This window comes from Herbaspirillum sp. Her4 (assembly GCF_057961335.1).
This window is the reverse complement of the sequence record NZ_CM176330.1, coordinates 67413-91767: the sequence shown is the minus strand read 5'-3', so window position 1 is coordinate 91767 and position 24355 is coordinate 67413. Positions and strand designations below refer to the sequence as shown.

16 protein-coding genes, 1 tRNA gene and 1 pseudogene are annotated in these 24355 nt (G+C 60.8%); 10 read left to right on the top strand and 8 right to left on the bottom strand.

The window, feature by feature from the left end; translation table 11 throughout:
- Positions 1-194 precede the first annotated feature (194 nt).
- Both ACWFUC_RS00385 and ACWFUC_RS00380 read left to right on the top strand, forming a co-directional pair.
- On the top strand, positions 195-2186 hold the full coding sequence (locus ACWFUC_RS00385; RefSeq protein WP_039784052.1) for a monovalent cation:proton antiporter family protein: 1992 nt from the start codon (positions 195-197) through the stop codon (positions 2184-2186).
- A gap of 252 nt (positions 2187-2438) precedes the next feature.
- Entirely contained in the window at positions 2439-4094 is a 1656-nt protein-coding gene (locus tag ACWFUC_RS00380; RefSeq protein WP_121045789.1) for a methyl-accepting chemotaxis protein, read from the top strand.
- 86 nt (positions 4095-4180) lie between these two features.
- On the opposite strand, the gene ACWFUC_RS00375 is transcribed toward ACWFUC_RS00380, so the two are convergent.
- The 3 genes from ACWFUC_RS00375 to ACWFUC_RS00365 form a co-directional block, all read right to left on the bottom strand.
- Complete coding sequence (locus tag ACWFUC_RS00375; RefSeq protein ID WP_310838497.1) at positions 4181-4948, bottom strand: phytanoyl-CoA dioxygenase family protein; 768 nt, start codon at positions 4946-4948, stop codon at positions 4181-4183.
- 163 nt (positions 4949-5111) lie between these two features.
- Positions 5112-7979, bottom strand: coding sequence for an excinuclease ABC subunit UvrA (gene uvrA, locus ACWFUC_RS00370; RefSeq protein ID WP_134223400.1), 2868 nt, complete (start codon positions 7977-7979; stop codon positions 5112-5114).
- 328 nt (positions 7980-8307) lie between these two features.
- Positions 8308-10062 carry an ArnT family glycosyltransferase gene (locus tag ACWFUC_RS00365; RefSeq protein ID WP_489623799.1) on the bottom strand — a complete coding sequence of 585 codons (1755 nt, stop codon included), beginning with the start codon at positions 10060-10062 and terminating at the stop codon, positions 8308-8310.
- Positions 10063-10603: 541 nt separating this feature from the next.
- On the opposite strand from ACWFUC_RS00365, the gene ACWFUC_RS00360 reads away from it, so the two are divergent.
- The 5 genes from ACWFUC_RS00360 (at position 10604) to ACWFUC_RS00340 (ending at position 15141) form a co-directional block, all read left to right on the top strand.
- Positions 10604-11845: an MFS transporter gene (locus ACWFUC_RS00360; RefSeq protein ID WP_084319844.1), complete on the top strand. Its 1242-nt coding sequence runs from the start codon at positions 10604-10606 to the stop codon at positions 11843-11845.
- A gap of 18 nt (positions 11846-11863) precedes the next feature.
- On the top strand, positions 11864-12391 hold the full coding sequence (ssb, locus tag ACWFUC_RS00355; protein ID WP_209535162.1) for a single-stranded DNA-binding protein: 528 nt from the start codon (positions 11864-11866) through the stop codon (positions 12389-12391).
- Positions 12392-12771: 380 nt separating this feature from the next.
- Positions 12772-13641 (top strand): hypothetical protein, encoded by an 870-nt coding sequence (locus tag ACWFUC_RS00350; protein ID WP_489623798.1) that lies wholly within the window; start codon positions 12772-12774, stop codon positions 13639-13641.
- A 459-nt stretch (positions 13642-14100) separates the two neighbouring features.
- Positions 14101-14601 (top strand): hypothetical protein, encoded by a 501-nt coding sequence (locus ACWFUC_RS00345; protein WP_489623797.1) that lies wholly within the window; start codon positions 14101-14103, stop codon positions 14599-14601.
- A gap of 90 nt (positions 14602-14691) precedes the next feature.
- Positions 14692-15141, top strand: coding sequence for a hypothetical protein (locus ACWFUC_RS00340; protein ID WP_489623796.1), 450 nt, complete (start codon positions 14692-14694; stop codon positions 15139-15141).
- 154 nt (positions 15142-15295) lie between these two features.
- Here the strand turns inward: ACWFUC_RS00340 and ACWFUC_RS00335 are convergent, their stop codons facing one another.
- On the bottom strand, positions 15296-16723 hold the full coding sequence (locus ACWFUC_RS00335) for an IS1182 family transposase (RefSeq protein ID WP_489623795.1): 1428 nt from the start codon (positions 16721-16723) through the stop codon (positions 15296-15298).
- A 200-nt stretch (positions 16724-16923) separates the two neighbouring features.
- Between ACWFUC_RS00335 and ACWFUC_RS00330 the strand changes: the two genes are divergently transcribed.
- Positions 16924-17979, top strand: coding sequence for a DUF3298 domain-containing protein (locus ACWFUC_RS00330; RefSeq protein ID WP_489623794.1), 1056 nt, complete (start codon positions 16924-16926; stop codon positions 17977-17979).
- A gap of 90 nt (positions 17980-18069) precedes the next feature.
- Here the strand turns inward: ACWFUC_RS00330 and ACWFUC_RS00325 are convergent.
- Positions 18070-18423 (bottom strand): annotated as a pseudogene (locus tag ACWFUC_RS00325) (response regulator); the annotation flags it as partial.
- A gap of 170 nt (positions 18424-18593) precedes the next feature.
- Between ACWFUC_RS00325 and ACWFUC_RS00320 the strand changes: the two are divergent.
- Both ACWFUC_RS00320 and ACWFUC_RS00315 read left to right on the top strand, forming a co-directional pair.
- Positions 18594-21704, top strand: coding sequence for a multidrug efflux RND transporter permease subunit (locus ACWFUC_RS00320; RefSeq protein WP_489623793.1), 3111 nt, complete (start codon positions 18594-18596; stop codon positions 21702-21704).
- On the top strand, positions 21704-21973 hold the full coding sequence (locus tag ACWFUC_RS00315; RefSeq protein ID WP_489637419.1) for a hypothetical protein: 270 nt from the start codon (positions 21704-21706) through the stop codon (positions 21971-21973). Before ACWFUC_RS00320 ends, ACWFUC_RS00315 begins: the two co-directional genes overlap by 1 nt.
- A 44-nt stretch (positions 21974-22017) precedes the next feature.
- Here the strand turns inward: ACWFUC_RS00315 and ACWFUC_RS00310 are convergent, their stop codons facing one another.
- The 3 genes from ACWFUC_RS00310 to ACWFUC_RS00300 form a co-directional block, all read right to left on the bottom strand.
- On the bottom strand, positions 22018-22323 hold the full coding sequence (locus tag ACWFUC_RS00310; protein WP_489623791.1) for a hypothetical protein: 306 nt from the start codon (positions 22321-22323) through the stop codon (positions 22018-22020).
- 206 nt (positions 22324-22529) lie between these two features.
- Positions 22530-22606: transfer RNA gene (locus ACWFUC_RS00305), tRNA-Arg, on the bottom strand.
- Between the two features lie 82 nt (positions 22607-22688).
- Positions 22689-24317 (bottom strand): OpgD/OpgG family glucan biosynthesis protein, encoded by a 1629-nt coding sequence (locus tag ACWFUC_RS00300; protein ID WP_489623790.1) that lies wholly within the window; start codon positions 24315-24317, stop codon positions 22689-22691.
- Positions 24318-24355: the final 38 nt, after the last annotated feature.

Below are 24355 nucleotides of genomic sequence, written 5' to 3'. Positions count from 1 at the left end.
TGAATTACTCTGCTGTTGTGGAGCCACACGTATGAATTTCAAGGCGATTTCGCGCCTCGCCGCCCAAGGCTTTCCTTCATATTGCACACTGGTCAGGTGAACTGCCTTTTGCTGGTGCGTTGCCAATTTTACAAATTCATTCATATCGAACCCCGCCGCAGCCCGGCGGCTTTTGACAAGAAACCCCAACAGCAATGTTTTCCGGACTGGAACTGACCCTTTTCCTTCTGGCTGCCGCAGTCCTTGGCGTGGTCGCCTTCCGCATGATGCAGTTGCCGCCGATGCTGGGCTACCTGGTGGTGGGCATCATCATCGGCCCGCACGGCCTGGCTTTTGCCGAGGACAATGAAACCACCCATGCGCTGGCCGAGTTCGGCGTGGTGTTCCTGATGTTTTCCATCGGTCTGGAGTTTTCGCTCTCCAAGCTCTCGGCCATGCGCCATATTGTCTTCGGCCTGGGCGTGGCACAGGTGGCGGCGACCATTGCCACCACCATGCTGGTGGCCTGGGGCGCGGCCATGGTGCTGCCGCAGTTCGCCAACGTCAGCTGGCAGGCGGCCTTTGCGCTGGGCGGGGCGCTGACCATGTCGTCCACGGCGATCGTTTCCAAGCTGCTTACCGAGCGGCTGGAGCTGGAGACCGAACACGGTCGCCGCATCCTCGGCGTGCTGCTGTTCCAGGATCTGGCGCTGGTGCCGCTGCTGATCGTCGTGCCGGCGCTGGCCAACAATTCCGGCAACATCATGGTCACGCTGGGCTGGGCAGTGGGCAAGGCGCTGGTGGTGCTGGCGCTGCTGCTGTTCTTCGGCAGCAAGCTCATGCGCGGCTGGTTCCGCATCGTGGTCAAGCGGCGCTCGCAGGAGCTGTTCATGCTGAACCTGCTGCTGATCACCTTGGGCGCGGCCTGGATCACCGAGAAGGCCGGCCTGTCGCTGGCGCTGGGGGCCTTCATCGCCGGCATGCTGATTTCCGAGACCGAGTTCAAGCATCAGGTGGAAGAAGACATCAAATCCTTCCGCGATGTGCTGCTGGGCCTGTTCTTCATCACCATCGGCATGCTGCTCAATGTGCGCACGCTGGTGGATCACTGGTTCCTGGTGTTGCTGCTGCTGACCGGGCCGGTCCTGCTCAAGTTTGCCCTCATCGCCGGACTGGCGCGCCTGTTCGGCTCCACCACCGGTGTGGCGCTGCGCGTGGGCCTGGGCTTGGCGCAGGCCGGCGAGTTCGGCTTCGTGCTGCTGAGCCAGGCCGGCGGCCTCAAGCTGGTCGATCCCATGCTGATCCAGGTGATCCTGGCCGCGATGGTGCTGTCGATGCTGGCCACGCCCTTCATCCTGGCCCAGTCCGACGCCATCGTCATGAAGCTGTCGGCCAATGAATGGATGCTGCAATCGCTGGCCCTGACGCAACTGGCGACCCGCACCATGGGTGTGCAGAAGCACGTGATCATCGCCGGGTTCGGCCGCAGCGGCCAGAGCCTGGCGCGCCTGCTGGAAGAGGAGGGGATCGCCTACCACGCCCTGGAGATGGATCCGGAACTGGTGCAGGACGCCCGCAATGGGGGCGCCAATGTTTCCTACGGTGACGCGGCCCGGCGCGAGAGCCTGGTGGCTGCCGGCATCCACCGCGCGGCGGCGCTGGTGGTGACCTATGCCAGCACACCCTCGGCATTGAAAGTCTTGCATCACGCCCACGAGCTGGAACCGGAGCTGCCGGTGATCGTGCGCAGCCACGATGATGCCGACCTGGAAAAGCTGCTGGCCGCCGGTGCCACCGAAGTCGTGCCGGAAGCGCTGGAAGGCAGCCTCATGCTGGCCTCGCATGCGCTGGTGATGCTGGGCGTGCCGCTGCGCCGCGTGGTGCACCGCGTGCAGGATGCGCGCGATGAACGTTACGCTTCACTGCGCGGTTACTTCCACGGCATGTCCGATGCAGAAGCCGATGGCGTGGGCATGAACGTGCGTCTGCAATCGGTCACCCTCATCGGCGGTGCCAGCGCCATCGGCCATACCTTGGCCGACATCGACCTGCCGGCCCAATGTGGTGCTGAAGTCGCCATGCTGCGACGCGGCAAGCAACGGCTGGAAGCGCCGCAAGACACCGAACTGATGGCCGGCGACATCGTGGTGCTGCGCGGCAGTTCCGAAGCCATCCTGCGCGCCGAAAAACGCCTGCTCAGCAAATAGCCGGAGAGCGCCGCTGGCAGCCGATGCGCAGCGGCTCGCGCCGCACACTTCAGCACATCTGCTCATCATTCCAGCCTGCCAAAAATAAATGTTCACTTCCCACATCCCGGACCTGTTCCCCTGGTACGGGAAATGCTAGTGTTTCCGGGTGGCAGCGACGCGGCCTTATCGGCGCGCGCTGGACGCATCAGGACTACGGGTCCACACAATGAATCCGTTGTAGAGAAAACAAAAGTGAAGTCCGGGAGGAACATGTTCAGCAAATTAACCATCAGGGCACGCCTGATTTTCGTCATCGGCTTTCTGGCGCTGATGCTGGTCGGCTCAGGCGTATTGGGCCTGGTCGGATTGCGTTCGACCAATGCGCAGATGCGCTCGCTCTATGAAGACCGCCTGGTCGCCTTCTCCCAGCTGGAGCGCATGTCGGCGGCGCTGGATGCGGCGCGCAATGGCATCTCCACCTCCATCGTCGGCGACTCCGGCGACATCGATGCCAACATGGACCGGATCGAGAAGGCCATCAAGGCCAACGACGCCATCGTCAAGCAATACCAGGACACCCAGCTCACCAGCGATGAACGCGTGCTGCTGGACAAGCTCATTCCCCAGCGCCAGAAGTTCGTCACCGATGGCATCAAGCCGGCGGCCGAAGCCTTGCGCAATCGCGACTTCCAGGGTGCGATCGAACTGTATGGCGGCGTCATGCTCAAGCTCTACGCCGATGCCCATACCACGCTGGCGCAACTGATGGACCTGCAGCGCACGGTCGGGCGCGAGCTGCACGAACAGGCACAGCAGCGTTACCAGACCCTGCTGGTGGTGATGGGCGTGGCCATGGCGGCGGGTTTGTTCGTGGCGCTGCTGATGGGCGTGCTGCTGGTGCGGGCGATTTCGCGTCCGCTGCAGCGTGCGGTCACCGTGGCCCAGGCCGTGGCTGCCGGTGATCTCACCCAGCAGATCGACGTCCACAGCCAGGATGAAACCGGCCAGCTGATGCAGGCGCTGCGGCAGATGAATGACAACCTTCAGGGCATCGTCGGCCAGGTGCGCCTGAGCACGGATACCATTGCCACCGCTTCCAGCGAAATCGCGCATGGCAACCTCGATCTCTCCTCGCGTACCGAGCAGCAAGCCGGGGCGCTCGAAGAAACGGCGTCCGCCATGGAACAGCTGACCTCCACCGTGCGCCACAATGCCGACAGTGCGCAGCAAGCCAAGGAACTGGCGCACTCCGCTTCCGAAGTGGCGGTGCGCGGGGGCGAGGTGGTGCGCCAGGTGGTCGATACCATGAGTTCCATCAATCAGTCTTCCAGCAAGATCGTCGACATCATCAGCGTGATCGATGGCATCGCCTTCCAGACCAACATCCTTGCCCTGAACGCCGCAGTGGAAGCGGCGCGCGCGGGTGAGCAGGGACGCGGCTTCGCCGTGGTGGCGTCGGAAGTGCGTTCACTGGCACAGCGTTCTGCGGCCGCAGCCAAGGAGATCAAGGTCCTGATCGATGATTCGGTCACGCGGGTGGGGACCGGCAGTGCCCTGGTCGCACAAGCCGGACAGACCATCGACGAAGTGGTCAGGAGCGTGCAGCGCGTGAGCGAAGTGGTGACCGACATCAGTGCAGCCGGGCAGGAGCAGAGCCAGGGCATCGAGGAGGTCAACAACGCCATCACGCAGATGGATGAAACCACGCAGCAGAACGCCGCGTTGGTGGAACAGGCCGCAGCCGCCGCACAGTCCATGCAGGAACAGGCGGCGCGCCTGTCGGAAGCAGTCAGCGTGTTCCGGCTCGGCGGTACTGCCGTCGCCGGCGTACCGGCAGCTCAAGCGGTGGCCGCGCGCGCAACTGTTACGGTGGCTGTACCGGCATCAGCGGCCCTGCCCGGCAAGGGTGGCTTGCTGCTTCACTGACACCGCAAGTCACCGCGTCTTTCCGTACCGGTACGGTCGCTTCGACCTTGCCGGTACAGTGATCCGCCCCCAGCCAGTACAGTCGTTCAAGTGTCCAGGGCCACATCCTCGGACGCAGCCGAACGGGTACCGGGCAGGGGCGGATTGCTTTTGCCGTGATAGGCGAACACGGCCGAACACTTGACCTGTTCACTGTCGTTGCGGCCGGCGGCATGGAACAGGCCACTGTGGAACAGCACCACGTCGCCCGGCGCCAGTGACAGCGCAATGCCCTGCGCAAACAGGGCCTGGTTGGCGGCAACATCCGGGCGCAGGAAGTCCAGTTCATCCATCTGTTCCGGCTGCAGCTTGAGCTTGTGCGAGCCGGGGATGAATTTGAGCGCGCCGTTCTCCGGCGTTTCCGCACCCAGCGCCAGCCATACCGAAATCAGTTCATTGCGCGGGAAGGACCAGTAGCGGATGTCGCGGTGCCAGCCGGTGGCGGTGCCGAAGGCCGGGTGCTTGGTCATGATGCAGTTGTGATGCGCCAGCGTGAGGCAGACCGGTTCCTCGAACAACTGGTGCAGCATGGCCACCAGTTGTTGATCGGCGGCCCATTCGCGATACACCGGATCGCGCTGCCAGGCTGCCCGCAGACGCCGCGCGGTGCGGCCTCCTTCGGCCTCCAGCGAGACGGGAGCGCCTTCGTAGCCGACCTCGGCTTCGTATTCCAGCGGTGCGACAGCACGTTGCAGGTGATCTTGCGTGACGGCGAGCAGGCGTTCGCGCAGGGCGTCAGGGACCATGCCCTTGAGCAGGAGATAGCCCTGTTCGCGGAAGAAGGCGACCTGGGCGGGTGACAGCGGGTTCGACATGATGGACTTTCGGGGTTGCACGGCAGCCCGTCGATGGCGGACGGGCGAGCCTTCATTGTGCGCCGGATGGCGGCCAGGTGCATGACTGTATGCCATGGCCGGCGCAGCGCAAGATACAGATGGGCAGCAATTCTGTATCGTTTGCGCGCGCGCAAGTCCGGACTTATTTTTCTTGCTTCGACTTCTTCTTCAGCAGCGGACCCAGGTACTTGCCGGTGACGCTGGCCGGATTCTTGGCCACGTCCTCCGGCGTACCGGCCGCCACGATGCGGCCACCGCCGGCACCGCCTTCGGGACCGAGATCGATGATCCAGTCGGCGGTCTTGATGACGTCCAGGTTGTGTTCGATGATGGTCACCGTATTGCCCTGGTCGCGCAGACGATGGATCACCTTGAGCAGCAGGTCGATATCGTGGAAGTGCAGGCCGGTGGTCGGCTCATCCAGGATGTAGAGCGTACGGCCGGTATCGCGCTTGGACAATTCCAGCGACAGCTTCACGCGCTGCGCCTCGCCACCCGAGAGGGTCGTGGCGCTCTGGCCCAGCTTGATATAGCCCAGGCCCACATCGAGCAGGGTCTGCAGCTTGCGCGCGATCAGCGGCACGGGTTTGAAGAACTCGTGCGCGTCTTCCACCGTCATGTCCAGGATCTCGGTGATGTTCTTGCCCTTGTACTGCACTTCCAGCGTTTCACGGTTGTAGCGTTTGCCGTGGCAGACATCGCAGGGCACATACACGTCCGGCAGGAAGTGCATTTCCACCTTGATCACGCCATCGCCCTGGCAGGCTTCGCAGCGGCCGCCCTTGACGTTGAAGGAGAAACGTCCGGCGCTGTAGCCGCGTTCCTTGGCCATGGGCACGGTGGCGAACAGATCGCGGATCGGCGTGAACAGGCCGGTGTAGGTGGCCGGGTTGGAGCGCGGCGTGCGGCCGATTGGCGCCTGGTCCACCGCGATCACCTTGTCGAAGTGTTCCAGTCCGCCGATGGCTTCGTGCTCGGCCGGTTCGGTTTGCGAACCGTACAGGTGGCGTGCCGCCGACAGGTACAGCGTGTCGTTGACCAGGGTCGACTTGCCCGAACCGGAGACCCCGGTCACGCAGGTCAGCAGGCCCACCGGCAGTTCCAGGTCCACATTCTTGAGGTTGTTGCCGGTGGCGCCCGTGATGGTCAGCATGCGCGATTCATCGCAGGGCGTGCGCTTCTTGGGCACGGCGATTTCCAGCGAGCCGTTCAGGTACTTGGCGGTCAGCGACTTCTTGTTCTTGAGGATGTCCGGCAGCGAACCATGGGCGATCACGTCACCGCCATGCACGCCCGCGCCGATGCCCATGTCGACCACGTAGTCGGCAGTGCGGATGGCGTCTTCATCGTGCTCCACCACCAGCACGGTGTTGCCGATGTCGCGCAAATGCTTGAGGGTATCGATCAGGCGGTCGTTGTCGCGCTGGTGCAGGCCGATGGAAGGTTCATCCAGCACGTACATCACGCCGGTCAGGCCCGAGCCGATCTGCGAGGCCAGGCGGATGCGCTGGGCTTCGCCGCCGGAGAGCGTATCGGCGCTGCGTTCCAGCGAGAGATAGTCCAGGCCGACGTTGTTGAGGAAGGTCAGGCGCGAGACGATTTCCTTGATGATGCGATCGGCGATTTCCTTCTTGGCACCGGTCAGCTTCAGGGTCTCGAAGAAGGACAGGGTCTCGCGCAGCGGCGTGGCAGCGACTTCGTAGATGGCACGCTGCTGCTTGCCGCTACCCACCTTCACATAGCGCGCTTCCACCCGCAGGCGGGCACCGTGGCAGGACGGGCATTGCTTCTCGTTGATGAACTTGGCCAGTTCTTCCTTGACCGCCATCGAATCGGTTTCGCGATAGCGGCGCTGCAGGTTGTTGACCACGCCTTCGAAGGTGTGCTCCTTGACCACCGTGCGGCCACGCTCGTTGACGTAGGCGAACGGAATGGTCTGGCGGCCCGAACCGTACAGCACTGCCTGCTGGGCCTTGTCGTCGAGCTGCTCGAAGGGCACATCGAGGTCGAAGCCGTAGTAGGCAGCGATGCTGGTCAACATCTGGAAGTAGAACTGGTTGCGGCGATCCCAGCCCTTGATCGCGCCCGAGGCCAGCGACAAATTGGGGAAAGCCACGATGCGCTTGGGATCGAAGAACTCGATGTGGCCCAGGCCATCGCATTCCGGGCAGGCACCCATCGGGTTGTTGAAGGAGAACAGGCGCGGCTCCAGCTCCTGCAGCGAATAGCCGCAGATGGGGCAGGCGAACTTGTTGGAATACAGGTGTTCCTTGCCGCTGTCCATTTCCAGCGCAATGGCGCGGCCATCGGCCAGGCGCAGTGCGGTCTCGAAGCTTTCGGCCAGGCGCTGCTTGATCTCCGCCTTGACCTTGACGCGGTCGATGACGACGTCGATGGTGTGCTTCTCGGTCTTCTTCAGCTTGGGCAGGTCATCGACCTCGTAGACCTTGGCCGACCCGGTGCCGCTCTGGATGCGGAAGCGCACGAAGCCCTGGGCCTGCATCTCCTCGAACAGGTCGGCGTGCTCGCCCTTGCGGTTGGCCACCACGGGGGCCATGATCATCAGCTTGGTGTCTTCCGGCAGCGCCAGGACTGCGTCGACCATCTGCGAGACCGATTGCGCCTCCAGCGGATGTTCGGGGTGGTCCGGGCAATAGGGCGTACCGACGCGGGCGTACAGCAGGCGCAGGTAGTCGTGGATCTCGGTGACGGTACCGACGGTGGAGCGCGGGTTGTGCGACGTCGCCTTCTGTTCGATCGAGATGGCCGGGGACAGGCCCTCGATCATGTCGACATCGGGCTTTTCCATCAGCTGCAGGAACTGGCGCGCGTAGGCCGAAAGCGACTCCACGTAGCGGCGCTGCCCCTCGGCATACAAGGTATCGAAGGCCAGCGACGACTTGCCCGAACCGGACAGGCCAGTAATGACGATGAGCTTGTTGCGGGGGAGGTCTAGGTTGATATTCTTGAGATTGTGCGTACGTGCGCCGCGAATGCGAATTTCTTCCATGGATGCCTTCAGCTAGGGGTTGCCTGCCCCCGCGTGCGATCAGCCGATGAGCGATCACGCATTGTGCGGAGCAGCGATGGGGACAACATGTAACTATAACAGGACTGCGAATGGCCGGCAGGCGGGGCTGCAGCGGCAGATGACCCATGTGGGCATGCATCGTCGAATTGAAAGCGCGGCCGTGGAAAAAGCCATGGCCTTGCAGCGCAAATGCCGCAGGAAATCGTCTGCGTGGCGGATCCGGTGCAGGGATTGCTGATGAATGATGAAGCAGACAAGAAAAAGCCGGCGCGTGGCCGGCAGTTTCTTGTCATGTAATCGCTTGCCCTCAGTGGGCGCGTTCGTAGATCTTGAACAACTGTCCTTCATCGCCGTCGCGGCGGCCTTCCCAGAACAGGGTCCAGTGACCATGCGGACGCTTGCCGGCGTCGGGCATCTCCTGGATCAGCCAGCGGCATGCGGTGTGGCGGCCGCTGTCGATGGGCTGGTGCAGGATGCCGGTGTAGTAGTACAGCATCGGCGCCTCCGATTCGCCCAGTGCCTGGCTGGCCATGCAATCGCCCTCTTGCCAGGCCGGACCGATCTTGGCCTGGAGATCGGCATAGACATATTCATAACTCTTGCCGTAATCGGCCCAGGGCAGCAGCAATGTGAAAGCCAGGCCCCACATCAGGGTGATCCCGCCAAACCACGAGAACGCGCCACGCCACTGGCCGGCACGGCTCAGCAGGCCCAGCGAGGCGATCCACAGGATGCTCATGGCTCCCGCGGCCAGCACGGCCAGCGGCTGGATCGGCGTCACGAAGCTCAGCGGCAGCCACTTGCCCATGAACGCGATGGGCTGGTGCTGGTCGGCCGGCCAGGTGGAGACGATGTAGGTCGCCCAGATCCCCACGGCCAGCGCCCCGAAGGCCAGGCGCGAGAACCAGTCCCACGCCAGGTTGGCCAGCGCCGGCAGGCGCGGCAGCGCGCGCGCGCCCAGCATTACCAGCGGCAGCAGTACCGGCAGCAGATAGAGCTGGCGGGCAGTGGCGGAGCTCTGCAGCACGGCCAGGCTGATGGCACCAAAGGCCAGCGGCAGCGCCACCTTGCTGGTGCCGACCTGACGCCAGTCGCCGCTGCCCAGCGCCACCAGCGCCAGTACCGAGCCGGGCAGGGCAAAGCCGCCCAGGGCGCGCAGGATCACGGTGTGGTCGTTGTCCGAGCCCAGTTTCTTGACCGAGAAGCCGAAGAAGCGGCCGACGTTGTTGTCCCAGAACCATTCCATGAACAAGGGCATGGAGTGCTGGGCCAGCAGTGCCGGCCAGATCACGAAGAAGGGCAGCGAGACCAGCACGGCGGTGCCGACCATCTTCCAGTACGAGCGCGAGCGGCAGGCCGGCACCATCACGCCGACGGCCATCGCCGTGGCGGCGAAGGTGAGCGGCACGAACAGGCCCTTGGTCATCTCGGTGATGCCCACCCCCAGGCCGAACCAGAAGGCCGCGCTCCACGCGGGCGTGCGGCGCTCCTCGTTGAGGGCGATGGCCAGCAGGCCGTAGGTGGCCATGACGCCGCCGGCGACCAGGGCCACGTCGGTGAACATGTCGTGGGCGTGCTTGACCATGCCCGGCGACCCGGCGAACAGGGCCAGGGTAGCCAGTACCGGCAGGCTCATCAGGCTGCGCTGGCCCCACATCATCTTGGCAATCCTTGCCACGAACACCAGCGTGACCAGGTTGTAGAGCACGCTGGCCAGGCGCGCGCCCTCGTGATACGGCAGCAGTGGATAGGCCAGCTTGGCCAGCAACGCGGCGGTCCAGTAGTACAGCGGCGGCTTTTCCATGAAGGGCTGGCCGGCATTGGTGGGAACCAGGTACTCGCCGGAGACCAGCATGTGATGGATCATGCCGAAGGTATAGGTCTCATCCTGTTTCCAGGGACCATGGCCGAACACGCCCGGCAGCAGCCAGGCGGCACCGGCCAGGATCAGCAGCAGCCAGGCCAGACGGGCGGGCAGGGCTTGCCCGCCGGCAGCAGAGACCGGTTGCGCAGAGCGGGAAGTGCTCGTCTTGCCTTCGTTGAGCGAATCAAATAGGAACATGCTAAATATACGGATGCGAGCGGCCTGCGCCGCCAGCGCAACAAACAAAAAACGGAAAAAATCTGAAAACCGGAGGACATCGAGGATGCGCACGACACCAGCGTGCCGCCACATGCGTGACACCACTTAGCCTGTTCGCCATCCTCTGCGTCCGGGTTCTCCCCCCCCCATTACGCGTGATTGCCTTCTTTTTCTTGGCGAAGTTTATGGCCGGGCTGAAATCTTCCGTTCAGGAAGGGGCGGCTGTTATGAGCACTGCAGAAAAAATGAGCAATGCGCTATTTTGGCATAAGGTGTACCTAACATGACATGTTTGTCAGGAAAGTTGTGAAGATTCGCGACACTCCCGTCCCGCTGTCACCATCCGGCGGGGCCGCGGAAGTTGACGCAGGACATGGAAGTGCCTCAATCCTGCGGGCCGGGAGTGCAGGGGCTGGGCGGTGCTGCCGGTCAGCCGGACTATCCTGTTACCATACGGCTTTTGCCCCGGCCGGGTTTTACTTGCAGGGCCGGGCAGTCGCCAACGCCAGTCACGAACCGTATGTCCCACCACTCCCGTTCCACCGCACAGCCTGAAAAATCCGGCATGTCGCGCGCCGAGGTGCGCGCCAGCGTTTCCCTTGCCTCCATTTTTTCCCTGCGCATGCTGGGCCTGTTCCTGGTGCTGCCGGTGTTCGCAGTGCACGCCCACAGCCTGCCCGGCGGTGACAGCGACACCCTGGTCGGCATCGCCCTGGGCATCTACGGCCTGGCGCAGGCGTTCGGCCAGATTCCTTACGGCATCGCTTCCGACCGCTACGGGCGCAAGCGCATCATCGTCATCGGGCTGCTGCTGTTTGCGCTGGGTTCCTTCGTGGCGGCCGCTGCCCACAGCGTGCTGTGGCTGCTGATCGGACGCGCGCTGCAGGGCTCGGGCGCGATTTCGGCGGCCATCACGGCCTTCATCGCCGATTCCACCCGGGAAGAACACCGCACCAAGGCCATGGCCATGGTCGGTGCCTCCATTGGCGTGACCTTCGCGGTGTCGATGGTGGCCTCCCCGCTGCTCTACAAGTCCATTGGCATGGGCGGCATCTTCGGCCTGACGGGCATCCTGTCGCTGATCGCCATCGCGGTGGTGGTGTGGGTGGTCCCGGCCGCACCGATGGTGGCGGCACGTCGCGTCTCGCTGTCCGAGGTGTTGCGCCATGCGGAGTTGCTGCGACTCAACTTTGGCGTGTTCACCCTGCACCTGACCCAGGTCGCCATGTTCATGGTGGTGCCGGCGGCGCTGGTGCAACTGGCCGGCATCCCGCTGGGCGAGCACTGGAAGATCTACCTGCCGGTGGTGCTCGCGTCCTTCGTGCTGATGCTGCCGCCGATCTTCGTGGCCGAGAAATATGGCCGCATGAAACCGGTCTTCCTCGGGGCCATCGGGCTGATGCTGCTGGTGCAGCTGGGTTTCTGGGCGGTGCTGTCGCATCCGCTGGCGCAGGTGTGGATGCTGGTGGCGCTGCTGTTCCTGTTCTTCGTCGCCTTCAACATCCTGGAGGCGGCCCAGCCGTCGCTGGTGTCGCGCATCGCGCCGCCGGCTGCCAAGGGCGCGGCGCTGGGCGTCTACAACACCTTGCAGGCGCTGGGGCTGTCTTGCGGCGGCGCCTTGGGGGGCTGGCTCAAACAAAATGTGGGGAATTCCGCCGTGTTTCTCTTGTCAGCCGTCCTCACGCTGACCTGGCTTATAATCGCGGCTAACATGAAAAACCTGCCGCGCCGCGCTGCGCAGGCGGCGGGTGCAACAGCCTAAACGTATTCAGGAGAAACAATGGCATCGGTCAACAAAGTCATCATCGTCGGCAATCTCGGGCGCGATCCGGAAACCCGCTACATGCCCAACGGCGAAGCCGTCACCAACATCGCCGTCGCCACGACCGAAAGCTGGAAGGACAAGAACACCGGCGAAAAGAAGGAGCTCACCGAATGGCACCGCATCACCTTCTACCGCAAGCTCGCTGAAATCGCCGGCCAATACCTGAAGAAGGGCTCGCAGATCTACGTCGAAGGCCGCCTGCAGACCCGCAAGTGGCAGGACAAGGAAGGCGTCGAACGCTACACCACCGAAATCATCGCTGACACCATGCAGATGCTGGGCGGCCGCCAGGGTGCGGGCGGCGGTGGCGGTGGCATGGACGAAGGCGGCTACGGCGGCGGCGGTGGCGGCAGCTACGGCGGCGGTGCTCCGCGCCAGAGCGCCGGCGGTGGCGCAGCAGCTGGCGGTGGTGCCCCGCGCCAGCAGCCGGCCCAGCGCCCGGCGCCGAACTTCTCGGACATGGACGACGATATTCCCTTCTAGATCCTACAAGATTAATTTTGTAAAGCAGTAGGCAGTCGATTCAATGGTAACCTACTGTTCTATAAGATTTAATCCGGTTTTTTCCGACCCCTCACTTTGTAAAGGAGTGAGGGGTTTTTTCATGGACTGAAAACTTGTAATGATAGGATTGTTGCAAACAGGAAATGCGCAAGATAGAGACGCATACAATCCATTTTTGTAACGCATGCCTTTAAAAATTGAAATCATCAGTCATCCGTCTGGTGATCAGCTTCCCCTGCTGGTCGATCACGATGGCCAGCCAGTTGTCTTGCCAAATGAATTCGTATTGGGACGTCGACATCTCGCGACAAATACCCTAATTCGGAACTTGAGAGAGATTGCTGTCCTTTTGCGATGGCTTGAGAGAGAAGGTCAAGCTCAATGATCTGATTAACGGTCGGTTCCGCCTCACCGAAGCACAGATATCCACCGGGCTTATTGATTTTTTGCGCCGGGAGCAGCTTACAGGCAAGAAGGTCCTCAAGCTCGCAGTGAGCCCAGCTAGTTTCAACAGCCGGCTGACGACCATACGACAATTTCTTGAGTGGTGCTTTGATGTTGAAATCAGCTTGACCGTTGATTCTGGTCCTGCTTACCAAGCTCTAATTGACAGTAAAAGCTTTATTCATAAGCAGCTGAGCCGGCACTTTCAAGCCAAGGTTCCTGTGAATAGGGAATTGCGGAAGGGGCTAACTGAGCGTGAATATGAGTACTTGACTGATGTGCTCAAGCCTGGGGACAAGCTGCAGGAGACCAAAGCTCGAGCGATCGCGTTTCGAAATTATGTTACTACGATGCTCATGTTGAACTACGGACTCAGGCCTAGTGAGCTCTTAAGTCTGCGGGTAGAAGACGTTGAGTTTGGTGGGATTTCGTCGATTCGTATTAAACGCAGAGCTCAAGATCCTGACGACAAGCGCGCACGACGTCCTAGAAACAAGCGAGACGGCCGGGTTCTCGAAATTACAAATGAGGGATTGGCCCGAGAGTTGGATGACTATCTGATGAAATGGCGCGACATTTTGTGCCGCACAGCGCGGAAAGACACTGAGTATTTGATCGTGAGTGATGAGGGTGACCTCTCTATCAATCTCAAGAATAAACCAGTTTTTTGGCTTACTCAGGAAGCAGCATCCAAATCATCTTCCCGCGAACTTATCGCCAAAATCCTTGCGACATACGTTTTCAAGCCGGATGGAGCGAGAGCTTCGTGGTCTCGGTATGGATGAAGATCGCCGGCGGCAGGCTCTAGCTTTTTTGCGAGGAGACAGAAGTTTGTCCTCACAAGACGTCTATATAGAGCAAGAAATAAAAGAGCAAGCGGACATCGCATTGCGCAGCTATCAAAAGAAACTTCTAAGTTAAATCGAAATGGCTACTGCAGCATCCAGCATTAATAAGAATGTCTTCACTTCGGATCAATGGCCGGAATTGCCCCAAAAGATCATATCCAGAGAAGGATATGAAGTTGACGTCTCTGGGGAAAGATGGCGTCTACCTATAGTAGGTAGGGCGCCCGAGCTTAATTTTGAGCGTATCAAAAGCAGACGGCTCGCTTGGGCGGTGAAGGCGCATGTCATCGATCGCATTCAGCGGATATCAATATCCGCGGGCAATAACGCCTTCGAAACCGTCTTGCGGCGGTTTCTACTCGCTGGCGATGGATTCAATCGTCTGGGAAAGAATTGATGCAAATTGATAATCTTATTGCCCTTAGAAGTGGGATACGCTTGCTGAACGTGGTTGCATCCATCGATCCCAAGGCTTTTCTAGCAGGGTCACTTTACCGGCTGGAGGACGGCGTATACCTCCAAGTAAGCAAATATAAGAACAACGAATTCGTACTCAGCGTCGATTCGCCATTCGTTACAGGAGTATTGTTCGTTCCAGACGACGGTGCGGCGAACAGAGTGTCTGTTATGTCTATCGAGGATGATGCCGGAGCGCCGCTGTTAATTTTTCCTGGCATATTGCCCGGAGCGGTCGGCCCTGAATACGGATCAATTCTCTCCGAGCTAAAACGTATGGAGTCAAAGGTGTGTCAAGAGACAGCCTCCTATCGCATAGCGCTAGATGGGAAATTTGTTCACAGAACAATTGAAACAGAAAGCTATATTTTTTATTTCAGGGGATATGTATTCAACGATAGAGAGTCACCCTACGCAGTGTTTCACAAATTAAAAAGATAACGACCGCAATCGGCCAGAAGAGGACTGTGTAGACGTCATCCGAGGGGATGCGCTATTTCGGCCAGACGTGAATCTTGGAAAACATAAAAAATGGCATATACCCTTCAGGCATTCGTCCTGCCGCGATCTTCTTTAGAAAATGGGGACTCGGCCGTCTTTCCGGGTCTGGTGGAGTTAAATCAGGGGCTAGCTATGGTTCCAATTACAAGCGCTCTGCGAGCAGCCGCCGGCATTCCTTTCCTTCCTCTGACGGATGGTGGTGAAAAAGCAATGCCACACTCATTGATCGCTCTTTGCAAAAAAATCGCTCTTCCAGGTGCGGTCCTATACTTGGAAGCCGAATACTTTGGAGGCGTCGGGACGCAAGCGTATGCGGTGATCAACGGCGGCGAATTGATTTCAGGTCCGTTTGTCGGTGCTGATGCAATTAATTCCGCGCTTGCTTTGGTCGGCGTCAATGTCTCCGAGGATCAGGATAGATTTGGCGTTGTGGGACTGGATAAATATCGCGATACAGATCAATGGGTTCAAGGATCGTAGACGTCCGCTTCCGGCCGAGGCTGTGTAAAAACAGAGGCTCAGCCTACTTTACTCAGTTCTTGGCCGACTGACCTATTACAGAGGTCTCGATAGCGTTCTCATGCGGGCATGAATGAAGCTCAATCGGGGCGTTGATAGCAAGACGTTAAAGCGCTTACGCGCTCACTGCCTTCAACAGCAATGCCACCCCGAGTATATTCATCATTCGCTTCATGTTGTAGGCCAGTACATGCAAACTCATTTCCGTGCTCACACGAGCTTTTGTTCTGGTCAGGAAGTGAGTTGCGCCCATCCAGAATTTGATCGTGCCAAACGGGTGTTCGACGGTTCGGCGGCGTATGCGCATTGCGTCCGGTGTCTGCTCCAATCTTTGCTGCATCTGTTCCAAGACGGCTTCGTGCTCCCAGCGTGTCACACGGCGTTGAGGGCTTGGGGTGCAGTTGGTTTTAAGGGCGCATTGTTGGCAGTTCGAGCTCCAATATCGATGCAGATTTAATCCTTTCTCTTTGCTCATAAAGCGCCAGGTGAGGCGCTCTCCTGCCGGGCATTGGTATTCGTCGGTTTGTGCGTCGTAGATGAAGTCGGCCTTACCGAAACGGCCTTCAGCGGTCGCATTGGAAGTGACATTCTTGGGCACGATGACGTCGATATTTTCCATTGAGCACGCAAGGATCTCTTCGCCCTTAAAGTAGCCACGGTCGGCCACCACTGTTAGTGACTGGACTCCCATCGCCTGTTTTGCCTGCCGGCTCATCGAGAGCAATTGATCCCGGTCACTTCCGACGTTGGTGACTTCGTGTGCCACGATGAGGTGATGCTTGGCATCCACCGCTGTCTGCACGTTGTACCCAACAACACCGGTTCCACGCGTCTTCATCGAACGCGCATCAGGATCGGTTTGAGACACTTGCTGGTCAGGCGCTTGTTTGAGCTGTAAATCGATGCTTTGCAGATGTTGCATTTGCGCTTTGAGGGCGGCGATATTCTCGCGCAGCCTGTCTGTTATGAGTTGCTTGCGCTCAGGCTCATAGCGATCTGCTGTGTCGAGTTCGGTCAGGTAGCGATTGATGTTTGCCGTGATCTCTTCCATGCGCCGCTGCAGTTTGGCGCTCGTGAAGTTACGGTCACGGCCATTGACGGCCTTGAATTTACTACCGTCGACTGCAACCAGCGCATCGGCGAACAGACCCAGGCGCTGACACAGCAACACAAACTGACGGCATACACTGGTGATGGCGGCCCCGTTGTCTTTGCGGAAGTTGGCGATGGTCTTGAAGTCCGGTTTCAAATGGCCGGTCAGCCACATCAGTTCGACGTTTCGCTGCGCCTCGCGCTCCAGACGCCGGCTTGACTGCAATCGATTGAGATAACCGTAGATGTATATCTTGAGCAGCACTGAGGGGTGATAACCAGGTCGGCCCGTTGCTGCGGGCATGATGGCGAAGCCCATCTGGACCAAATCCAGTTCATCGACAAAAACGTCGACCACTCTTACTGGATTGCAGTCGGTAACGTAGTCGTCTAATTGCTCAGGTAGTAGAATCTGCTGATTACGATCCCGCCCCTCGATGAAACGCTTCATGGTATGCCCTGAACGATGAACTGCTGATTGGACAGGATTCGCTTCGGAACTTTTACTTCGAGTGGCGGTAAGTCTTTTTACACAGCCTCGGCCAGGAGCTGCCGTTGTATCTAGGAAAATACTTGAGAAAATGAGGTGATACTTGGAACGTTGGAAAAAATATTGAAGCGTGTCGTTAAAAACTGGTGAAGGGATGGATCTTGCACATCGAGGTTAAAAAGCCGCTGGTCATTTTCGTACAGGTACTTCTTGCTTGTATCTTGACACCGGTGACGCCAGCTGCGTCGCCCCAAGCTGAGCCAAGCTTTGGCTGCAGAGGTAGTCTAAGTCACTCCGAACAACAAGTCTGCCAAAACGTATTGGTTTCAAGACTAAATAAAGAGTTGGCCTCTAGTTACAAGGACGCGCTAGAAAAACTATCTCCAGATGGGCGAAAGTCCCTGCACCTTAGCCAGATCGCGTGGCTCAAGTTCATCAAGACCATATGCGACATCGATAACGGAACCAGCACGGAAGACCGGCCAGCTGAAAGGTGTCTCTCTCAGCAATACAAAGAACGTATGAAATTGCTCCAGTCGACGACAGGGTTGAGCGGCATAGCCATTTTTCCTGTCAGCCGCTTCAACGTTCGTCGCAGTGCCGGTGCAGACACTAGTGGCTTCCACGATGGATTTGTGACGACTGAAGTGTCCTATCCGAAGCTCGAAGGAGGAAGCCGCGCTCTCCGCTCTGCATTCAATCGGGTCTACGAAAGATATGCAAGAGAGGCCGTCGAATTAAATCCCGAGAAGAGTACTGCTACAGATTATTCGGTGGGCTATCAATTGCTGAAAGCAACTGATCAACTCCTTACTATCCGAGCGTGGCGGTATTTTTATGCTCACGGGACACCTCACGGCATTGGAGACGCGACGGTGTACCACTGGCTTGTGAAGGAAGGACGTCCGCTACACACGCAGGACATTTTCGATTCGTCAAGGTCCTGGGCTCAAATAATGTATGTGACTTGTTACGACAACCTTATCGAGAAGCTGGGGCAGGTTTGGGATAGCCCAGACTTGGACAGCTTCATCAAGAAGTTGGGCGCGGTGACGACGAATCCCCAACGTTGGAGCTTTGATAGCGATGGACTCACGATTCATTTCATGCCTTACGAAGTAGGCGCCTATGCCGCCGGCATGCCGGATGTTCTAGTGCCTTGGGAATACTTGAAGGACTATATGGTTGTTGATCCTAAGGATTTATTGAAAGAGTAACGCCAGTAAAAGGTTGATCCTCGAGAAAAATGAACATCGAAGATCGATTTGATATGCGCTTGGGTCCGCAATCGGCCAGAAGCGGTCCGTGAACGGCTTGACCACGTAATCATCGGCACCGATGCGCAGACCCGTGAGCTTGTCCACGTCCTGGTCCAGCGCGGTGATCAGGATCACCGGCGTGTTGTCGCGCTGGCGGATCTGCGCCAGCACCTGCCAGCCATTGACCTGCGGCATCTGGATATCGAGCAGCACCAGGTCCGGCTTGAGCGAGAGATGCAGCTCCAGTGCCCGCGCACCATCGGCCGCATGCACGCTGCGCATGCCGCTGCGGGCCAGGTAGGCGGCCAGGATCTCGGCGATCTCGGGTGCATCCTCGGCGATGAGGATCAGCGCACCCGTGGCCGGTGCGGCCTCGCCGGCTTTCACTTGGGTTGCCGCCATTCTTGCGTTCTCCATCAAAACTCCATCGTTGTATCGCGCAAACCTCACGCGCATGCCCCAGACTCCGCCTTCGCTCGCGATTGTACTGTCGGGCAGCACGTGCGGCAAAAAAGCCGTGGGTTGACCGGCAGGCGCTGTCCTTCGCGTGTTTCCCCCGATGGAGTTCCTGCATGCCTCGCTTCTTTATCGACCGCCCCATCTTTGCCTGGGTGGTCGCGCTGTTCATCGTGCTCTTCGGCGTGATCGCCATGAGCCAGTTGCCCATTGCCCGCTATCCCTCGGTGGCCCCGCTCAGCGTGACGATCAACGCCACCTATCCGGGGGCCACGCCGCAGACCATGAACGATGGCGTCATCAGCCTGATCGAGCGTGAGCTGTCGGGCGTGAAGAACCTGCTCTATTTCGAATCCTCGGCCGATACATCGGGCAGCGCCCAGATCACCGTGACCTTCAAGCCCGGCACCGATCCGGAACTGGCCCAGGTCGACGTGCAGAACAAGCTCAAGGCCATCGAAGCGCGCCTGCCACAAACCGTGCGCCAGAACGGCGTGACCGTGGAGTCGGCGGCCTCTGGCTTCCTGCTCATGGTCAGCCTGACCTCGGTGGACGGCCGCCATGATGAAATCCGCCTCAACGATTACCTGGCCCGCAACATCGTCGAAGAACTGCGCCGCGTCGACGGCGTAGGCCGCGTGCAGCTGTTCGGTGCCGAGCAGGCGATGCGGATCTGGATCGATCCCTTCAAGCTCAATGCCTTCGGACTGTCCGTAACAGATATCAGTACAGCGATCAGCCAGCAGAACGCACAGATTGCTCCCGGACGCCTGGGCGATACGCCAACTGTACCGGGCCAGCAGATCGCCGTTCCCCTGACAGTACAAGGACAGTTGCAGTCACCGGACCAGTTCGCTTCCATCGTGCTCAAGGCCAAGGCCGATGGTTCGCGGGTGCTGCTGGGCGACGTGGCCCGGGTCGAACTGGGCGCGCAATCCTATGCCTTCGCCAACCGTGAAGACGGCAAGCCTGCGGGCGTGGCGGCCGTACAGCTCTCGCCCGGTGCCAACGCGGTCCGCACGGCTGCGGCGATCCAGGCGCGCATGGAAGAACTGCGCCCCAGCCTGCCGCAGGGCATGCAGTTCTCGCTGCCCTACAACACCGCGCCCTTCGTCAAGATCTCCATCCAGAAAGTGGTGCAGACCCTGATCGAGGCCATGGTGCTGGTGTTCCTGGTGATGTATTTGTTCCTGCAGAACGTGCGCTATACCGTCATCCCGGCCATCGTCGCGCCCATCGCGCTGCTGGGCACGCTGGCGGTGATGCTGGTGGCCGGCTACTCGGTCAACGTGCTGACCATGTTCGGCATGGTGCTGGCCATCGGCATCATCGTCGATGACGCCATCGTGGTGGTGGAAAACGTCGAGCGCATCATGGCCGAGGAAGGCCTGGGTCCGCGCGAGGCCACCATCAAGGCGATGGGGGAGATCACCGGTGCCATCATCGGCATCACCCTGGTGCTGACCGCCGTCTTCATTCCCATGGCGCTGGCCGGGGGATCGGTGGGCGTGATCTATCGCCAGTTCTCGCTGGCCATGGCGGTATCGATCCTGTTCTCGGCCTTCCTGGCGCTGAGCCTGACGCCGGCCCTGTGCGCCACCTTGCTCAAACCGGTGGCCCCCGGCCATCACGAGAAGCGTGGTTTCTTCGGAGCCTTCAACCGTGCCTTCGCACGCCTCACGCGCCGCTATGAATCGCTGCTGGGCCGCTTGATCGCGCGCGGGCTGCGCATGATGCTGCTCTATGGCGCGCTGTCGCTGTTGCTGGTGCTGGGTTTGCGGGCGCTGCCGTCGGCCTTCCTGCCGGAAGAAGACCAGGGTTATTTCATGACCAGCTTCCAGCTGCCCGCCGATGCCACCACCGAGCGCACGGCGCGCGCCGTGGACCAGTTCGAACGCTATTTGAAAACACGCGAGGATATCGGTGCCAATCTGTCGGTGCTGGGATTCGGTTTCTCCGGTTCCGGCCCCAATGCGGCGATGGCTTTCACCGAACTGAAGGACTGGAAGGAGCGCAAGGGCTCCACCGCCGCCATCGAGGCCCTGCATGCGCAGGCCGCCATGGAGAACGGAGTGGACGGCATGGTCATGAGCCTGCTGCCGCCGGCCATCGAGGAGCTGGGCAATTCCTCCGGCTTTGCCATGCGCCTGCAGGACCGTGCCAACCAGGGCCACGCCGCGCTCAAGGCGGCCGAAGCGCAACTGCTGGCGCTGGCGGCACAGAGCCCCAAGCTGGCGGGCGTGTATGCGGATGGCCTGCCACCGGGTGCGAGCCTGCAGCTCAATGTGGATCGCCACAAGGCGGCCGCGCTGGGCGTTTCCTTTGCCAGCATCAGCGATACGCTCTCGGCGGCCATGGGTTCCTTCTATGTAAATGATTTCCCCAATGCGGGCCGCATGCAGCAGGTCATCATTCAGGCCCAGGCGCAATCGCGCATGCAGATCGAGGACCTGATGAAGCTGTATGTGCGCAACCAGAACGGCGGGATGGTGCCGCTCTCGGAAATGGTACAAGCCCAATGGCAGGTCGTGCCGACCCAATTGCAGCGCTACCAGGGCTTCCCGGCGGTGCGCATCTCCGGCAGTGCTGCGCCGGGCGTGGCCAGTGGCGATGCCATGGCGGAGATGGAAAGCTTGGCAAAGCAACTGCCGCCCGGCTTTGCCGTGGCCTGGACCGGCCAGTCGCTGCAGGAGCGCCTGTCGGCGGCCCAGGCACCGATGCTGATGGCCTTGTCGATGCTGGTGGTGTTCCTGGTGCTGGCGGCCTTGTACGAGAGCTGGCGCATTCCGCTGTCGGTCATGCTGGTGGTGCCGCTGGGCTTGATCGGTGCGGTCGCAGCGGTGATCCTGCGCGACATGCCCAATGACGTGTTCTTCAAGGTCGGCATGATTACCGTCATCGGGCTCTCGGCCAAGAATGCCATCCTCATCGTCGAGTTCGCGCGCCAGTTGCGCGCCGAGGGTGCGGGCCTGGTGGAGGCGGCGATCAAGGCGGCGGTGCTGCGGTTGCGTCCCATCCTCATGACTTCGCTGGCCTTTGCGCTGGGCGTGGTGCCGCTGATGCTGGCCTCGGGCGCGAGTGCCGAGACCCAGCGCGCCATCGGCACGGGCGTGTTCGGCGGCATGGTCAGTGCCACGGTGCTGGCGGTCCTGTTCGTGCCCTTGTTCTTCGTGCTGGTGCTGGGGGCGGGACGTCGCCGCAGCGCGCAAGGCGTGCAGGAGGCATGATGTGTCCGCGCAGTGATTTGCGGCTGTATGGCCGCCGGCTCCTCAACGACCGCGAGCAGATCCACCACGCCCGGTATCGCGACTACGATATCCGCGTCATCGCGATTCAGGGGCCGCATGGCTGGGAGATGAGCCTGCGCATCTTCCACGCCGGCAAGCGCATCCTGCGTTACCGGCAGGACAGCCCCCTGTATCTCGATTTCGAGCACGCCCGCATCGCCGGCATGCTGCGTGCGTACGAGATCATCGAGCGTCGATTGACGCTCTGACGGAAAACTCCCGGCCGCCTGCGAGCGTGTTCAATGGCTTGGCTTCATGCGCCGACCGGCGGCGCGAAGTCGCCATCCTTGCGCGGCGGGGCGGCCACCGCTGCGGCCTGGACGGGCGGCGCGCCGGCGGGCTCATGGTGCTGCGTGCCGTCAGCCACCATGCTGCTTTCCTGAGCGACGGGCTGCATGTCTTCTTCACCGATGATGGCCGGTTGGCCTGAGGCGGTGTCGGCGGGCGCGGTGCCGGCACGGCGGCGGTTGAGATCTTCATAGCGGCGCAGTACCGGTTTGGCAGCGGCCAGCATGGCCAGCGAACCGGCGGCCAGCATGAGGAAGGACATCTTTTTCATTGCGGCTCCTGTGGGCATCGAGGGAAATCGATGGAATCAGATTCGGGGAGCCTTGATTATCCCCAGCCGGGCTGCGGGGGCCTGTCGGACGATGGCGCAACCCTGCGTCGGCCAGCTTTGGATTCTGTGGATGAGCTGCGCCATGCTGGCGGCAGCACAAAACAAAAAAGGGCCCATCTTGCGATGGACCCTTTTTCTACTACATATGGTGCGGCTGGCAGGAATCGAACCCACGACCCCTTGGTTCGTAGCCAAGTACTCTATCCAGCTGAGCTACAGCCGCGAAAGAACGAGATTATAAGGAGCTTTTCAAAAAAGTACAAACATTTTTTCGCAGCCCTTCAAAAAAACTATTTCACCGCATTTCAATAGACTTCCCGCGCGGCAAACGGATGGTACTGGAACAGCCAGGTCTCGCTCAATGCCTGGCCCTGATGGCGCAGGAACAGGCGCAGCTCGACCGGTTCCTCGCCGCTGGCCGTGAGATCGAACTGCGCGCGCCAGTGGCCGGGCACGCCGTTGGGCAGCGCCTCGGTATAGACATAGGAAATGCTGCCGCGCGAAGCCGTGATGACTGCTTCCGGCTTCACGCCGAAGGGCAGCCCCGCCAGCGCTTCTCCCTTGAACTCCACCATGAACTTGCGCACCTGCGGCGGCCTCGGCTGGCCCGGCTGGCCGCCACGTCCCAGGCGCGTGGCCACGCAGCGTGCCAGCGGGGTAGGGAAGGGTTCGTCCTGCTGCCAGTAGAGCCGGTAGCGCACGCGATAGGCGTTGCCGGCGCGCGCCGGTGCCTTGGGTACCCACATGGCGACGATGTTGTCGTGGATCTCGTCATCGGTGCGCAGCTCGATCAATTGCACTTCGCCTTCGCCCCAGTCGCCCACCGGTTCTACCCACAGGCTGGGGCGGCGTTCGTAATGCACGCCGTCGAGGTAATGATCGAAATCGCGGTCCCGTTGCAGCAGGCCAAAGCCGCGCAGGTGCTGGTCGCTGAAGGCCGACGACATGGTGCGCGGCGGATTGTTGAGCGGACGCCAGAGATGTTCGCCTGCGCCGTTCCAGATCGCCAGTCCGTCCGAGTCATGCACCTCCGGCCGCCAGTCCGCGCCGGTGCCCTTCACCGTTTCCGAGAACCAGTACATCGAGGTGGCCGGGGCCAGGCCCAGGCGCGCCACGTCGCGCCGCAGGAACAGCGACTTGTCGATCTCCATGTGCACGCCGCCGCCTTGCTTGCGCTGCATGGCGAAGCGATAGGCACCCGTGATGCTGGGCCCATCGAGCAGGGCATACACCACCACCGTATCGCTGCCCGGGGCGGAGGGTTCGAAGAAGAATTGCGTGAAGTCGGGAAATTCTTCAGGCCGGTCGGCCTGGGCCACATCGACGGCGATGCCGCGCGCCGACAGGCCGTACTGGTACAGGTCGCCGATGGCGCGGAAATAGGAGGCACCGAGGAAGGCCACCCAGTCATTGGTATGCCAGTCCTTCTCCTTCTGGTCGGCCAGGCGGCTTTCCTGGAAGCGGAAACCGGCGAAGCCGCTGCCTGCCGGAAGCTGATGGGCGGGGCTGTCGGCCGGCATGTCGAAATAGTCATCGCGGTAAGACACTTCGCGCGACTGTACCGGTACAGTGCCATCGCCCTGACCAGCAAGGATGAACATCCGTACCGGTACACGGAAGAACTTGCCGAGGTGGAAGAAGGTCACCGGAAACGCGCCGGGCCCCTGGGCGAAGAGCGCATTGGCAGTCTTGAAGCGGATCTTGCCGTGGGCTTCGTAGTCGATCTTGTCCAGAACGTCTGCGGGGACGGCCGGCGGGGCCTGGTAGGGCGTGCGGGCCATGTCGCGGGCGCGGGCGATCAGGCTGTCGAAGGAAAACGGCTGCGCACGGCCCAGGCGCAAGCCCTGCGCCGCCAGCGCACGCGGCGAGAGGCCGAGGGCGGCCAATGCCGAAGCGGTACTGGCGGCGGCGAGGAATTGACGGCGGCTGGGCATGCGGTGTTCTCCTGTGAAGCGGTCCGGGGCAAGGCGAA

Coding starts and splice junctions, on each gene's coding strand:
- ACWFUC_RS00300 (WP_489623790.1), bottom strand. CDS start 24,317: ATGCCCAGCCGCCGTCAATTCCTCGCCGCCGCCAGTACCGCTTCGGCA.
- ACWFUC_RS00310 (WP_489623791.1), bottom strand. CDS start 22,323: ATGAAAAAGATGTCCTTCCTCATGCTGGCCGCCGGTTCGCTGGCCATG.
- ACWFUC_RS00315 (WP_489637419.1), top strand. CDS start 21,704: ATGTGTCCGCGCAGTGATTTGCGGCTGTATGGCCGCCGGCTCCTCAAC.
- uvrA (WP_134223400.1), bottom strand. CDS start 7,979: ATGGAAGAAATTCGCATTCGCGGCGCACGTACGCACAATCTCAAGAAT.
- ACWFUC_RS00360 (WP_084319844.1), top strand. CDS start 10,604: ATGTCCCACCACTCCCGTTCCACCGCACAGCCTGAAAAATCCGGCATG.
- ACWFUC_RS00380 (WP_121045789.1), top strand. CDS start 2,439: ATGTTCAGCAAATTAACCATCAGGGCACGCCTGATTTTCGTCATCGGC.
- ssb (WP_209535162.1), top strand. CDS start 11,864: ATGGCATCGGTCAACAAAGTCATCATCGTCGGCAATCTCGGGCGCGAT.
- ACWFUC_RS00320 (WP_489623793.1), top strand. CDS start 18,594: ATGCCTCGCTTCTTTATCGACCGCCCCATCTTTGCCTGGGTGGTCGCG.
- ACWFUC_RS00385 (WP_039784052.1), top strand. CDS start 195: ATGTTTTCCGGACTGGAACTGACCCTTTTCCTTCTGGCTGCCGCAGTC.
- ACWFUC_RS00340 (WP_489623796.1), top strand. CDS start 14,692: ATGGCATATACCCTTCAGGCATTCGTCCTGCCGCGATCTTCTTTAGAA.
- ACWFUC_RS00335 (WP_489623795.1), bottom strand. CDS start 16,723: ATGAAGCGTTTCATCGAGGGGCGGGATCGTAATCAGCAGATTCTACTA.
- ACWFUC_RS00375 (WP_310838497.1), bottom strand. CDS start 4,948: ATGTCGAACCCGCTGTCACCCGCCCAGGTCGCCTTCTTCCGCGAACAG.
- ACWFUC_RS00365 (WP_489623799.1), bottom strand. CDS start 10,062: ATGTTCCTATTTGATTCGCTCAACGAAGGCAAGACGAGCACTTCCCGC.
- ACWFUC_RS00345 (WP_489623797.1), top strand. CDS start 14,101: ATGCAAATTGATAATCTTATTGCCCTTAGAAGTGGGATACGCTTGCTG.